The sequence below is a fragment of the Cronobacter malonaticus LMG 23826 genome, from assembly GCF_001277215.2.
GTDB classification, from domain to species: domain Bacteria; phylum Pseudomonadota; class Gammaproteobacteria; order Enterobacterales; family Enterobacteriaceae; genus Cronobacter; species Cronobacter malonaticus.
The window spans coordinates 3,952,936-3,967,314 of sequence record NZ_CP013940.1; the positions used below are offsets into that span (position 1 = coordinate 3,952,936).

The window sequence follows — 14,379 nt, forward strand, 5'->3', positions numbered from 1 at the left end:
GGGCGTGCATTCTGCAAAACCGCCGCCAGGCTGACAACGGGCCGCCCTGAAACTCAGATTGTTCCGTGGAGCAGGATCCAGAATCAGGAAGTCACACTGCTGATAATTAAAGATGGTACAGAGGAACTGATGCAGCAAAAAATTCACTGGATAGACAATCTGCGCGCGATAGCCTGTCTGATGGTCATCATGATCCACACAACGACCTGGTATATTACCAATCCTTCCCTGGTCAGCCCGTTTAACTGGGATTTCGCCAACCTGCTGAACTCTGCGTCGCGCGTCAGCGTACCGCTGTTTTTTATGATTTCAGGGTACCTGTTTTTTGGCGAACGCAGCGCCGGACAGCGGCATTTTCTGCGTATCACGCTCTGCCTGGTTTTTTACAGCGCCGTGGCGCTCGCCTATATCGCGCTACTGACGCCAATTAATGGCGAAATGTCGCTTAAATTGTTGTTACAAAAGCCCGTTTTCTACCATTTATGGTTTTTCTTCGCCATTATCGTTATTTATCTCCTGTCGCCGCTGATTAGCGTGAAGCGCATTGATGGCCGAACGGCGCTGGCGCTTATTGTCCTGCTGGGCGTAGTCGCGAACCCCAATACCGTGGCGCAAAAGTTCGACGGCGTGCAGTGGCTGCCGGTGAATCTCTATATCAATGGCGATACGTTTTATTATGTGTTGTACGGACTAATGGGCCGCGCGATTGGGATGATGGAAACGGAGCAGCGCCCGGTGAGCCTGCTGGCGGGTATCGTGCTGGCGGTCAGTACCGTGTCGATTGCGAGCGGCACCCATCAGGCGCTGGAGAGCCACGGCAACTTCGCCGACACCTTTTATCTTTACTGCGGCCCGCTGGTGCTGATCGCGGCGTTAAGCCTGCTGGTACTGGCGAAAAATACGCTCAACCGCGAGATGGCGCCGCTCGCGTTTATCGCGCGTTATTCGCTGGGGATTTACGGCTTCCATGCGCTCATCATTCACTTTCTGCGCACGCGGCATATTGAATTTACGGCATGGCCGGTGCTGGATATCGCCTGGATTTTTAGTATGACGCTGGCGGGTAGCCTGGCGCTGGCCGCGCTGTTACAGCGCCTCGACCGCCGTCGTCTCGTCAGTTAGCGGCACGCGAGCGGGCGCGCTGAAACTGCCGGGCGGATGAAAACCCGGTAGCCACCGCGGCCTGCTCCGCGCCCTGCCCCTGCAATAAACACTGGCTGGCAAGCGCCACGCGTAACTGTTCCAGATAATCACGAACGCTGATCCCCAGATGCTCCTTAAACAGTCGCGTGAGATGGCGCGGACTGACGTGTACACGTCCGGCAATCTCCGTCAGGCTCCATGCCGCCTGCGGATTCGCTGCCAGTAAATCCTGCGCGCGATGCACGGCGGGATGTAAGTGATTACGGTAACGCAGCCATGGCGAGAGCTGCGGATCGTCGCCGGAGCGGCGAAACCAGACCACCATTTCGCGCGCCACGTCGAGCGCCGCGCGCGGCCCGCACAGGCGATGGATCAGGTGCAGGCTTAAATCGATGCCGGACGTAATACCCGCGCTGGTCCAGATGCCGCGATCTTCCACAAAAATACGGTTATCGCGCACCTGCGCGCCGGGGGTGGCCGCTTTCAGGCGCGCCAGCACGTCATGGTGCGTGGTGCACTCAACGCCATGCAGCAGACCGGCTTTCGCCGCCAGCAGAGAGCCTGAGCAGACACAGATAAGCGTAAGCTGCTGACTGTGGATCAGCGGCTGAAGCCGCATCAGCCAGTTGCGGGCGGCCAGCGCTTCTGGCGTAGAAAACCAGCGGCTGGAATCCGCGACACCCGGCAGAACGAGCAGGCTGCCTGGCGGCAGTGTTTCCGGCAGCGGCGCGATACCCGCTACCTGTAAGCCGGTCGACATCACGACTCGCTCTTCAGGCCCGATGTAATTAAGGCTAAAAGCATCGCCCGCGAGCGCGAATGTCTCCGCCGGGCCTGTTAAATCGAGCGCCATGACGCCAGGCAACACCACAAACCAGACAGGAATGGTCATCCCAAAGACTCCAGACATTGCGCCACGCTGCTAATCGTCGCAAAACGCCCCGCCAGCACCGTTTCGGTACGGTGGCGTAATGCGTCCACGTCCAGCGTCACACCTTTCCAGGTCATCGGAAACGTCAGCGTCGCTTCGCTGACAAACGTCACCCGATAACCCAGATCAGAGGCGACCCGCGTTGTGGTTTCGCAGCACTGTTCGGTACGGATACCGCAGATAATCAGGTGGTTAATATCTCTTTGGCGCAGCCATAAATCCAGCCCGGTGTCGGTAAATGCGTTATGGACATGCTTATGGAATGTCACGGCGGCGTTATGGCGCAGGAAAGGCATCGGCGTTACAAAGCCCGATTCAAGCGTAAACAGTTCGTCCTCATCGACATGAAAGATATCGACAACCGGGATATTGCGCGCTTCACAGCCCGCAATAAGCGTGTTGATAGCCTCGCAAAACGCTGGAAAATCGTCTTCACGCCAGTAGCTGCGGTGAAAGAAGGACTGTTGAGTATCGATATTGATCAGTGCGGTACGCGTCATTTCAGGACACCTGTTCGAGTGGGGTTGACCCAATTCTTACAGGCATGAGTGACGCCGGGCAGACCAGAAAAGGACAAAAAACGGGTGTTTCAGGACGGCTTTCTGAACACCCGTTTTTGGTTATGACATCAACGGCAGTAGCTGCTGGTAGAGCTTACGGAAGGTTTCACGCTGCTCGCCATAACGCTGATGGCGCACCGCATCCGGCTGATGCTGCTGTTCCAGCGCAAGCGGTGGAAGTAGATCGGTTAGCGCACGCTGCGGTGAGAGCGCAATCTGCGCAAGCCTTGCCGCGCCAAGCGCCGGGCCGACGTCGCCGCCGGTGCGGTAATCCAGTGGCACGCCGCTGATATCCGCCAGCATTTGCCGCCAGTACGCGCTGCGCGCGCCGCCACCAATCAGCGTAACGCTTTGTGGTGTCACCCCGCACGCATGCACAACATCCATGCCGTCTGCCAGCGCATAACCCACCCCTTCCAGCACCCCGCGCGCCAGTTCGGCAGGCCCATGCTCGTGCGTCAGCCCAAAAAACACCCCCTTCGCCAGCGGATTGTTGTGGGGCGTGCGCTCACCGGAGAGATACGGCAGGAACCAGACAGCGCCTGCGTCTTCACGCGCGCTTTGCGCCGCGGTAAGCAGCGCCGGTACGCTTCCCGCACCGGTAAGCTGTGCCGCCCAGTCGAGACACGACGCGGCGCTCAGCATCACTGACATCAAATGCCAGCGCGCCGGTAAGGCATGGCAGAAACTGTGCACCGCGCTTTCAGGGTTTGCCCGAAAGCCGTCGCTGACCGCAAAGTAAACGCCGGATGTGCCAAGCGACAGCATCGCCTGGCCCGGTTCGGCAAGACCAACGCCCACCGCACCCGCGGCGTTATCGCCGCCGCCTGCCACCACCGGCACCGCATTCATGCCCCACGCCCGGGCAACGTCATCTTTCAGCTCGCCCGTAATTTCACTGCCTTCAAACAGCGCTGGCATATGCTCGCGTTGCAGATGGCACGCCGCCAGCATGGCATCGCTCCAGTCGCGCTGCGCCACGTTCAGCCACATCGTGCCGGCCGCATCGGACATGTCGCTCGCGAATATACCGGTCATACGCAGCCGCAGGTAATCTTTAGGGAGCAGCACTTTGTCGGTTTGCCTGAAAATGTCCGGCTCGTGACGCGCCACCCACAGCAGTTTTGGCGCGGTGAAGCCGGGCATCATGAGATTGCCGGTAATTTCACGCGAATCGGGGACGTTTTCTTCAAGGATGGCGCACTCCTGCGCGCTTCGCCCGTCATTCCAGAGGATTGCCGGGCGCAAAATCCGCTGATGTTTATCAAGCAGCGTCGCGCCATGCATCTGTCCGCTCAAGCCAATCGCTTTCACGTCTCGCAGGCTGTGCTGCGCGCCCAGCGCTTGCATAGCCCGGTCAGTCGCCTGCCACCAGCTTTCGGGATCTTGCTCCGACCACAACGGATGCGGACGAGCGACCTGCAACGCTTCGCTGTGCGAAGCGACAAGTGCTCCCTGCTCATCCAGCAGAATAACTTTTACCCCTGAAGTCCCAAGGTCGATCCCAATATACATCGCCGCCGCTCCTGTGAAGAACGCCGCCCGAAGGCGGCGCAATGCGTTTACTTATCAAACAGATAATAATTGACCAAGTTTTCCAGCTGTTCCTGATGTCCGCTCTGATGCTGCGGTGCCAGATTATGCTGCTCCGCGTACTGCGCCAGTTCAGCCAGTGTCATCTGGCCTTTGAGGATCTGCTGGCCAAGCTCGCCGTTCCAGCCGGCATAACGGCGGGCGACGCGTTTATCCAGCTCGCCCTCTTCGAGCATTTTCGCTGCGACTTTCAGCGACAGCGCCATCGTGTCCATCGCGCCGATATGACCATAGAACAGGTCATATTTATCGGTGCTCTGACGGCGCACTTTGGCGTCAAAGTTCAGCCCGCCGGTCGTGAAACCACCTGCTTTGAGGATTTCATACATCACCAGGGCGTTCTCTTCGACGCTGTTCGGGAACTGATCGGTATCCCAGCCGAGCTGCGGGTCGCCGCGGTTTGCATCCACCGAACCGAACAGACCGAGCGCAATGGCGCTGGCAATTTCATGGTGGAAAGAGTGGCCTGCAAGGGTAGCGTGGTTCGCCTCAATGTTAAGCTTAATCTCTTTCTCAAGGCCGAACTGTTTCAGGAAGCCATACACGGTCGCCGCGTCGTAGTCATACTGATGTTTGGTCGGTTCCTGCGGTTTCGGCTCAATGAGCAGCGTACCGCGAAAACCGGTTTTATGTTTATGCTCGACCACCATCTGCATAAAGCGGCCAAGCTGTTCACGCTCCTGGCGCAGATCGGTATTGAGCAGCGTTTCGTAGCCTTCACGCCCGCCCCACAGCACATAGTTTTCACCGCCCAGCTGATGCGTCGCGTTCATGGCGGTGACCACCTGCGTGGCTGCCCAGGAGAAGACTTCCGGGTCTGGGTTGGTGGCGGCGCCTGCGCCGTAGCGCGGATGGGTAAAGCAGTTGGCGGTGCCCCACAGCAGCTTCACGCCGCTCTCCTGTTGCTTCTGCGCCAGCACTTCGACCATCTGGGCAAAGTTATTCAGGTACTCCTTCAGCGACGCGCCTTCCGGCGATACGTCAACATCATGGAAGCAGTAGTAAGGCACGTTGAGCTTATGGAAAAACTCAAAGGCCACGTCGGCTTTGCGTTTCGCGAGGCTCAGCGCGTCGCCTGCTTGCTGCCACGGGCGTTCAAACGCGCCAACACCAAACATATCCGAGCCGTTCCAGCAGAACGTGTGCCAGTAGCAGGCAGCGAAACGCAGATGGTCTTCCATACGCTTGCCGGCAACCAACTCATCGGGATTGTAATGGCGAAATGCCAGGGGATTCGTGGTTTTCGGGCCTTCATAACGCACACGTTCAAGTTGGTCGAAATAAGTCGGCATAATTAACTCCGTAATCAGGGCTGTTCCAGCGAGAATAAATTAATCCTGGAATTTCCTTTCCCTTTGCTCAATTACGTTATTTCACACTGCGATTAAGAGAATGCGCAAATGTGCGCTGGCTCGCAAAAAACAGGTTAGCTCTGCTCAATATTACATTGCGCGATAAATTCCATTTTATTTGTGAAAGCTTTGGATTTAGCATTAGAAATCCGATCGGCGTCATAAAATCAGAAATAAACAAAAAAACATAACCCGAAGATTAAAATCTGTAATTGATCGCCAGCCTTTCCGCGCTAAAAATTCCTGCGTCCGTAAGTATGAATGTCCGTTTCGTCCCCGATGAATTAAGCCCATTCGTAACACTGGAACAGGTATAAAAATCATGAAAATAAAGCAGCTTATTCTTACCCTGTGCGCGTCGCTGGTGTTGACCAGCTTCAGCGGCATCGCAAAAGACGTCAAAATTGGCATGGCGATTGACGACCTGCGCCTTGAGCGCTGGCAGAAAGACCGCGACATTTTCGTCAGTAAAGCAGAATCACTGGGCGCTAAAGTGTTTGTGCAGTCGGCGAACGGCAATGAAGAAACCCAAATGTCGCAGATTGAAAACATGATCAACCGCGGCGTGGATGTCCTGGTCATTATTCCCTACAACGGGCAGGTATTAAGTAATGTTGTCGCCGAGGCAAAACGCGAAGGAATTAAAGTGCTGGCGTATGATCGTATGATCAATAACGCCGATATTGACTTCTATATTTCTTTCGACAATGAAAAAGTAGGCGAACTCCAGGCGCAAAGCCTGGTCGACAAAGTGCCGCAAGGGAATTATTTTCTGATGGGCGGGTCGCCGGTCGATAATAATGCGCGCCTGTTCCGTGATGGCCAGATGAAAGTTCTTAAGCCGTTTATTGATAGTGGGAAAATAAAAGTCGTCGGCGATCAGTGGGTGGATGGCTGGTTACCAGAAAATGCGCTGAAAATAATGGAAAACGCGCTGACCGCGAACAATAACAAAATCGATGCTGTGGTGGCCTCTAATGACGCGACCGCAGGCGGTGCTATTCAGGCGCTGAGCGCGCAAGGGCTTGCCGGGAAAGTCGCTATCTCTGGTCAGGATGCCGACCTTGCCGGGATCAAACGCATCATCGCTGGCACACAAACCATGACGGTCTATAAACCGATCACGCAGCTTGCCAATACGGCCGCAGAAGTCGCGGTGGAGCTTGGCAACGACAAGCAGCCTAAATCTGACGCCACACTTAATAACGGGCTGAAAGAAGTCCCCGCGCGCCTGTTAACCCCCATCAAGGTGGATAAATCCAATATTGAATCCACCGTCATTAAAGACGGCTTCCATAAGAAGAGCGAACTGTAATCCCACGGCGTTTGCGGTTCGCCGTAAACGCCAGTAACGCCCTCCGACAGTGCAGGCGGACTTGTTATGCCTTATTTACTCGAAATGAAAAATATCACCAAAGCCTTCGGTGCCGTTAAAGCGGTCGATAACGTATCGCTCGCGCTGGCCCCAGGCGAGGTGATGTCGCTGTGCGGTGAAAATGGCTCTGGCAAATCAACGCTGATGAAAGTGCTGTGCGGGATCTACCCCTGGGGCAGCTATGAAGGCGAAATCACGTTTGCCGGTGAGCCACTCAAGCCAGCCCATATCCGTGATACCGAGCGCAAAGGGATAGCGATTATTCACCAGGAACTGGCGCTGGTAAAAAATCTGACAGTGCTGGAGAACATCTTCCTGGGCGCGGAAATCACGCGCCACGGCGTGCTGGATTACGACGCCATGACGGTGCGCTGCGAAAAACTGCTGGCGCAGGTGAGCCTGTTTGTCTCTCCGCATACCCGAACGGGCGATCTCGGCCTTGGGCAGCAGCAACTGGTGGAGATCGCGAAAGCGCTGAACAAACAGGTGCGTCTGCTGGTATTGGATGAACCCACGGCGTCACTCACCGAGCAGGAGACCGCGCTGTTGCTGGATATCATTCGGGATCTTCAGCAACACGATATCGCCTGTATTTACATCTCCCACAAGCTGAATGAAGTAAAAGCGATATCCGACACCATTTGCGTCATCAGGGATGGCAAACCGGTCGGCACACGCCCGGCTGCGCAAATGAGTGAAGAGGAGATCATCGCTATGATGGTAGGCCGCGAACTGACGGCCCTCTACCCGAGCGAGCCTCATACGCCTGGTGATGAAATCCTGCGTGTGGAGAACCTGACGGCATGGCACCCGGTGAACCGCCACATCAGGCGCGTCAGCGAGCTCTCGTTTTCGCTGCGCCGTGGTGAAATTCTCGGCATCGCGGGGCTGGTCGGTGCCGGGCGCACCGAAGCGATGCAGTGTCTGTTCGGCGTCTGGCCAGGGCGCTGGCAGGGCGACATTTTTATCGACGGCAAGCCGGTATCGCTTCGCAACTGCCAACAGGCCATCGCCCACGGGATCGCGATGGTGCCGGAGGATCGCAAAAAAGACGGCATTGTGCCGGTGATGGCGGTTGGCCAGAACATTACGCTCGCCGCGCTCGATGAGTTCAGCGGACCGCTCAGCGCGCTGGATGCGGCGGCGGAACAACAGTGCATTCTTGATTCGCTACAGCGCCTGAAAGTGAAAACCGCGTCGCCAATGCTGGCTATAGGCCGTCTGAGCGGCGGCAATCAGCAAAAAGCAATTCTCGCGCGCTGCCTGCTACTAAACCCTCGCATTCTTATTCTGGATGAACCCACGCGCGGCATAGATATCGGTGCCAAATATGAAATCTACAAACTGATTCATCAACTGGTGCAGCAGGGTATCGCCGTCATTGTTATCTCATCGGAACTGCCGGAAGTGCTCGGTCTCAGCGACCGGGTGCTGGTGATGCATGAAGGCCGACTCAAAGCCAATCTAATCAACCGCCATCTGACACAGGAACAGGTGATGGAAGCCGCCCTTAGGAGCGATCGCCATGTCGAAAAGCAATCCGTCTGAAATCAAGCTGGCCACGCCGTCGGCCTCTTCGCCGGTCTCATTCCGCGCGCTGAATAAAATCAACGTTCAGGTCTTTGTGATGATCGCGGCCATTGTGGCCATCATGCTGTTTTTTACTTTCATGACCGATGGCGCGTACCTGAGCGCCCGTAATATCTCAAACCTGCTGCGCCAGACCGCGATTACCGGCATTCTGGCCGTCGGGATGGTCTTCGTTATTATTTCCGCGGAGATCGATCTTTCTGTCGGCTCAATGATGGGCTTGCTGGGCGGGGCCGCAGCGATTTTTGACGTCTGGCTGGGCTGGCCGTTGCCGCTGACGATTGTCGTCACGCTGCTGCTCGGCCTGCTGCTGGGCGCATGGAACGGCTGGTGGGTCGCTTACCGCAAAGTCCCGTCGTTTATTGTCACGCTTGCGGGGATGCTCGCATTTCGCGGGGTGCTGATAGGCATCACCAACGGCACGACGGTGTCGCCCACAAGCCCTGCGATGTCTCAGATAGGCCAGAGCTACCTGCCGGGCGGCGTCGGCTTTGCCATCGGCGCGCTCGGGCTGACGCTGTTTATTTTCTGGCAATGGCGGGGGCGAATGCGTCGCCAGGCGCTCGGGCTGACTTCAACGCCTTCCAGTGCCGTTGTCAGCAAGCAAGCGCTGACGGCGGTGATCGTGCTCGGTGCCATTTGGCTGCTGAACGATTATCGCGGCGTACCTACACCTGTACTCATCCTCACTTTCCTTCTGCTGGCAGGCATGTTTATGGCGCTGCATACTGCATTTGGACGCCGTATATACGCCATCGGCGGCAACATCGACGCCGCACGGCTTTCCGGCATTAACGTAGAGCGCACTAAACTCGCGGTGTTTGCGATAAACGGTGTGATGGTCGCGATTGCCGGGTTAATTTTAAGCTCGCGCCTCGGGGCCGGATCACCCTCGGCCGGGAATATCGCCGAACTGGACGCCATCGCCGCCTGCGTTATCGGTGGCACCAGCCTTGCGGGCGGCGTCGGGAGCGTGGCGGGGGCGGTGATGGGCGCCTTTATTATGGCGTCGCTTGATAACGGCATGAGCATGATGGACGTGCCCACATTCTGGCAATACATCGTCAAAGGGGCCATTTTGCTGCTGGCGGTCTGGATGGATTCCGCGACCCGCCGACGCGCATAAACATAACCTGCAATGGATCACATTGCAGGTGCGCGGTTATCCCGCCTCGCGGGATATGTGTTATTCAAACAACAGGTTCAAGGCCGGATACTGACACTATGTTTGAAAAGCGTCATCGCATTACGCTGCTGTTTAATGCCAACAAAGCTTATGACCGTCAGGTGGTTGAAGGCGTTGGTGAGTACCTGCAGGCTTCACAATCAGAGTGGGACATCTTCATGGAAGAGGATTTCCGCACCCGGATTGAAAATATCAAAGAGTGGCTTGGCGATGGGGTGATCGCCGATTTTGACGACCCGGAAATCGAGAAGTTGCTTAAAGATGTCGAGGTGCCGATCGTCGGCGTCGGCGGCTCTTATCATCGGCCCGAGCACTATCCGCCAGTGCATTACATCGCGACAGACAACTACGCGCTGGTCGAAAGCGCGTTTTTGCATCTGAAAGAGAAAGGCGTACACCGTTTCGCCTTCTACGGGCTCCCTTCTTCCAGCGGCAAACGCTGGGCCGCCGAGCGTGAGCACGCCTTTAGCGAACTGGTCGCGCGCGAAAAGTACCGCGGCGTGATTTATCAGGGGCTTGAAACCGCGCCGGAGAACTGGCAACACGCCCAGAACCGGCTCTCTGACTGGCTCCAGACGCTGCCGCCGCAGACCGGCATTATCGCCGTGACGGATGCGCGGGCGCGCCATCTGCTCCAGGTGTGCGAGCATTTACATATTCCGGTGCCGGAGAAACTGTGCGTTATCGGCATTGATAACGAAGAGCTGACGCGTTATCTCTCCCGCGTCGCGCTCTCGTCAGTGGCGCAGGGCACGCGCCAGATGGGTTATCAGGCTGCAAAATTACTGCATCGCCTGCTGGATAATGAAAACCTGCCGCTCCAGCGTGTGCTGGTGCCGCCTGCCCGTGTAGTGGAGCGGCGTTCAACCGATTACCGCTCGCTGCACGATCCCGCCGTCATCCAGGCGATGCACTACATCCGCAATCATGCCTGCAAAGGCATTAAAGTTGAGCAGGTGCTGGATGCGGTGGGGATTTCCCGTTCTAACCTGGAGAAGCGCTTTAAAGAAGAAGTCGGCGAAACTATTCACGCCGTGATCCATGCGGAGAAGCTGGAAAAGGCGCGCAGCCTGCTGATTTCTACTTCGTTGAGCATTAACGAAATTTCCCAGATGTGCGGCTATCCGTCGCTACAATATTTCTATTCGGTATTCAGGAAAGAGTACGACACCACGCCGAAGGATTATCGCGACAGATTCAGCGAAGTGATGATATAGCGTGCGCAGCAGTTTAACTTAAAAAAGTTAAGCGGCGCTTATGCTGGCTGCCGTTAATAGTGCCTTTATACGACGCCGCGAAAACAATAAAAAACGTCTTCCGAAGAAGACGTTTTTTATGCACGAACCATGAGAGCCGCTAATTAATTGGTTGCCAGCAGGTGCTGATTATCCTGATACATGGCAAACAGATAATTGTTATAGCTTTTCCCTTTGGTGGAATAGCCTTTCAGCTTATGAATCATATTACTGGCCGTCACTTCCTGATCCGCTTTACGCAGTTGCAGACGCGATTTGCGGAAAGAAGCATAAGCCGGATGCGTATTCAGATTCACCGCATACGCATTAACGGACTCTTTAACAGAGTTAAAGTGAGAATATCCTTTCACTTTGCCTGGTTCGTTATTACAACGCTTGCTGGCGCATTTCATACCAAACAAGTTGTTGTTATTACGGGCAAGTTTCGAGGTTCCCCAGCCGCTTTCCGCCGCCGCCATGGTCGCAACCATGCTGGCAGGAATAATATCGACACGTTCAAACAGCGTATTCCACGGTACGCGGCGCGTGTTGCCGTTCCATTTTACCTTATAACGCTTCGCGATATCTTTCAGGCGCGCGCGTTCAGCAGGCGACCACTGGGCGTCATACTGCTTTGAAATAAGCCAGTTACGCTCAGCCGAAATAGCCGCATTCTGGCTGGTAATGTAAGGCATTACGGTCCGGAGAAACGCTTTTTTCCGTGGTGTTCCGGAAGGGTATTTTCGCAAATCAGGCAGTGAACCACTTATTACACTATTGCGAGAATACTCTTTTTTACTGCTTGCCAGTTTTTTACCGCTTGTCTTTGTAACGTGTACTGTGTGGCTCTTTTTCGTTGTGTGCTGCGTTGCCAGCACTTCACCCGAAAATGCCAGGGTGGCTAACATACACAGAGCCGCCCCTAATCGTCGAATTGAAGTCGATATCATCAGGTCTCCTGGTCGGATTTAAGCATTCCAACACCTTATTATTTAATTGGATTTAAGAAAGTAATCTTAAATCTTATCAAAAATACCGCTTTGGATCATCTAAAGAAATAAGTCGATTCTGAATTCGCGGCGCTTAAAGGCAGTTTAACTCGCTGAAAATAAACGTTAAAAAATGGCATTTTTAGCATTTCATGCTGGCGTTGAAAGGGCACGGCTCATCCTCCCGTTTCCTCCCCTTTCGCTGCCGCTTAAGGATGAGGAATTCCTTATCTCGCCATGCGACACTGAACAAAAATCGCACAGGATGCATATAATGAACCTCTCCCCTCTCGCACTGCTACTGCTGCCGGGCATCGCGCTCGCACAGTGGTCCGCTCCCGACCTGCCTGCGTTTCAGGAAAAAACCCCCGGCGTATTTACAAGCCAGGGGCCGCTGGCGAAAGGCGCGCAGCCGCTGCGCCTGACGATGGATAATGCGTGCTGGCAACCCGCCGGGCCTGTCAAACTCAACCAGATGCTCTCACTGACGCCATGCGTTGACCCGGCCCCCGAGTGGCGGCGTTTTCGCGACGGCAATTATAAGGTGCAGATAGACACGCGATCCGGCACGCCGACCCTGATGTTAAGCGTCGAGCAGGAAGCGCAAAAGGCGGTCGCGGAAGTGACACGCCAATGCCCGAAATGGGACGGCAAACCGCTCACAGTCTCCGTAAAAGAGACGTTCCCGGAAGGCAGCGTGGTGCGGGACTTCTACAGCGGCAATACCGCCACGGTCACGCAGGGGCAAATTACGCTGACACCTGCGCCCGGCAGCAACGGGCTTCTGCTGCTGGAGCGCGCAGAAGCTTCTTCGCAGGCCGCGTTCAACTGGCATAACGCCACCGTCTATTTCGTCCTGACCGATCGCTTTGTGAACGGCGACCCGACCAATGACAACAGCTATGGCCGCCATAAAGATGGCATGCAGGAGATCGGCACGTTTCACGGCGGCGATCTCAAAGGGCTGACCAGCAAACTGGATTATCTGCAAACGCTCGGCGTCAATGCATTATGGATAAGCTCGCCGCTGGAGCAGATCCACGGCTGGGTCGGCGGCGGCACTAAAGGCGATTTCCCACATTACGCCTACCACGGCTACTACCCGCAGGACTGGACGAAACTGGATGCCAACATGGGCACGCCGGACGATTTACGCCAGCTGGTCGATGAAGCGCACCGGCGCGGCATTCGTGTCTTATTCGATGTGGTGATGAACCACACGGGCTACGCCACGCTCGCCGATATGCAGCAATTCCAGTTCGGCGCGCTTTACCTGAAAGGCGACGAGCTGAAAAAGACGCTGGGTGAAAACTGGACCGACTGGCGCCCGGGACAAGGCCAGAACTGGCACAGCTTCAATGACTATATTAATTTCAGCGATAAAGCCGCCTGGGAAAAATGGTGGGGTAAAAAGTGGATCCGCACGGATATCGGTGACTACGACAGCCCCGGCTTTGACGATCTCACGCTGTCGCTCACCTTTTTACCGGACCTGAAAACGGAATCGACGCAGCCCTCCGGCCTGCCAAACTTTTACCAGCACAAGCCGGATACCGCGGCGCAGCTTATCGACGGCGCCACGCCGCGCGATTACCTGACACGCTGGCTCAGCCAGTGGGTGCGCGATTACGGTATCGACGGTTTCCGCGTGGATACGGCAAAACATGTTGAGCTGGCCGCCTGGCAGCAGCTGAAAAACGAGGCCAGCGCAGCGCTCGTTGAATGGAAAGCGAAAAATCCGGATAAAAAGCCCGATGACGCGCCGTTCTGGATGACCGGCGAGGCCTGGGGTCACGGCGTAATGCAGAGCGATTACTACCGCCACGGCTTCGATGCGATGATTAACTTCGATTACCAGGAGCAGGCCGCGAAAGCCGCCGACTGCTTCGCGAATATCGATATGGTCTGGCAGCAGATGGCGGAAAAACTCCAGGGGTTCAATGCGCTGAGCTATCTCTCTTCTCACGATACACGATTGTTCCGCGAAGGCGGGCCGCGGGCGGCAGAACTGCTTTTGCTCACGCCCGGCGCGGTGGAGATTTTTTACGGCGACGAAAGTGAGCGGCCTTTCGGCCCAACCGGCTCCGATCCGCTCCAGGGTACGCGATCCGATATGAACTGGCAGGATCTCAATGGCAAAAGCGCGGCGACGCTCGCGCACTGGCAAAAACTCGGGCAGTTCCGCGCGCGTCACCCGGCCATTGGCGGCGGTAAGCAGACCACGCTTTCGCTGAAACAGGGCTATGGGTTTATCCGCCAGCAGGGTGACGATACCGTCATGGTCGTCTGGGCCGGCCAGCAGTAATCACCAGACGGCGTGTCTTCGGGCGCGCCGCCTCGTTATCCAGCATTTAATGCTGCATGCTGTCAGCATCGAAACATTTTGCATCAGAAAAGCACCCGCCCGCCGATTTGCACCCGCCAT

At 56.0% G+C, this 14,379-nt stretch carries 11 protein-coding genes; 6 read left to right on the plus strand and 5 right to left on the minus strand.

What is annotated here, in order from left to right; all coding sequences use genetic code 11:
- Window positions 1-129: 129 nt before the first annotated feature.
- Window positions 130-1,122, plus strand: coding sequence for an acyltransferase (locus tag AFK66_RS18505; protein ID WP_032969072.1), 993 nt, complete (start codon window positions 130-132; stop codon window positions 1,120-1,122).
- Here the strand turns inward: AFK66_RS18505 and AFK66_RS18510 are convergent.
- From AFK66_RS18510 to xylA, 4 genes are all read right to left on the minus strand, one after another.
- Window positions 1,115-2,035 carry a GlxA family transcriptional regulator gene (locus tag AFK66_RS18510; protein WP_023899658.1) on the minus strand — a complete coding sequence of 307 codons (921 nt, stop codon included), beginning with the start codon at window positions 2,033-2,035 and terminating at the stop codon, window positions 1,115-1,117. The two genes, AFK66_RS18505 and AFK66_RS18510, sit on opposite strands and share 8 nt — an antisense overlap.
- On the minus strand, window positions 2,032-2,574 hold the full coding sequence (locus AFK66_RS18515) for an isochorismatase family protein (protein WP_007779341.1): 543 nt from the start codon (window positions 2,572-2,574) through the stop codon (window positions 2,032-2,034). The genes AFK66_RS18510 and AFK66_RS18515 overlap by 4 nt, the downstream gene beginning before the upstream one ends.
- Window positions 2,575-2,694: 120 nt before the next feature.
- Window positions 2,695-4,149: a xylulokinase gene (xylB, locus tag AFK66_RS18520; RefSeq protein ID WP_023899659.1), complete on the minus strand. Its 1,455-nt coding sequence runs from the start codon at window positions 4,147-4,149 to the stop codon at window positions 2,695-2,697.
- Between the two features lie 47 nt (window positions 4,150-4,196).
- Window positions 4,197-5,519, minus strand: a complete 1,323-nt coding sequence (gene xylA / locus AFK66_RS18525; protein ID WP_007797416.1) for a xylose isomerase — start codon at window positions 5,517-5,519, stop codon at window positions 4,197-4,199.
- Between the two features lie 382 nt (window positions 5,520-5,901).
- On the opposite strand from xylA, the gene xylF reads away from it, so the two are divergent.
- The 4 genes from xylF to xylR all read left to right on the plus strand — a co-directional run bounded on the left by xylF (window position 5,902) and on the right by xylR (window position 10,947).
- Window positions 5,902-6,894: a D-xylose ABC transporter substrate-binding protein gene (xylF, locus tag AFK66_RS18530; protein ID WP_004387592.1), complete on the plus strand. Its 993-nt coding sequence runs from the start codon at window positions 5,902-5,904 to the stop codon at window positions 6,892-6,894.
- A 66-nt stretch (window positions 6,895-6,960) separates the two neighbouring features.
- Window positions 6,961-8,502: a xylose ABC transporter ATP-binding protein gene (locus tag AFK66_RS18535; protein ID WP_007779348.1), complete on the plus strand. Its 1,542-nt coding sequence runs from the start codon at window positions 6,961-6,963 to the stop codon at window positions 8,500-8,502.
- Window positions 8,480-9,670 (plus strand): xylose ABC transporter permease XylH, encoded by a 1,191-nt coding sequence (gene xylH, locus AFK66_RS18540; RefSeq protein WP_023899661.1) that lies wholly within the window; start codon window positions 8,480-8,482, stop codon window positions 9,668-9,670. Before AFK66_RS18535 ends, xylH begins: the two co-directional genes overlap by 23 nt.
- A 98-nt stretch (window positions 9,671-9,768) precedes the next feature.
- Window positions 9,769-10,947 (plus strand): D-xylose utilization transcriptional activator XylR, encoded by a 1,179-nt coding sequence (gene xylR, locus AFK66_RS18545; RefSeq protein WP_007779350.1) that lies wholly within the window; start codon window positions 9,769-9,771, stop codon window positions 10,945-10,947.
- A gap of 143 nt (window positions 10,948-11,090) precedes the next feature.
- Here xylR and AFK66_RS18550 read toward each other — a convergent pair whose 3' ends face one another.
- A complete protein-coding gene (locus tag AFK66_RS18550; RefSeq protein WP_071601437.1) occupies window positions 11,091-11,915 on the minus strand; it encodes a protein bax in 825 nt (274 codons plus the stop codon).
- Window positions 11,916-12,228: 313 nt separating this feature from the next.
- Here AFK66_RS18550 and AFK66_RS18555 point away from each other — a divergent pair, with 313 nt between their 5' ends.
- Window positions 12,229-14,259, plus strand: a complete 2,031-nt coding sequence (locus AFK66_RS18555) for an alpha-amylase (RefSeq protein WP_007779355.1) — start codon at window positions 12,229-12,231, stop codon at window positions 14,257-14,259.
- Window positions 14,260-14,379: the final 120 nt, after the last annotated feature.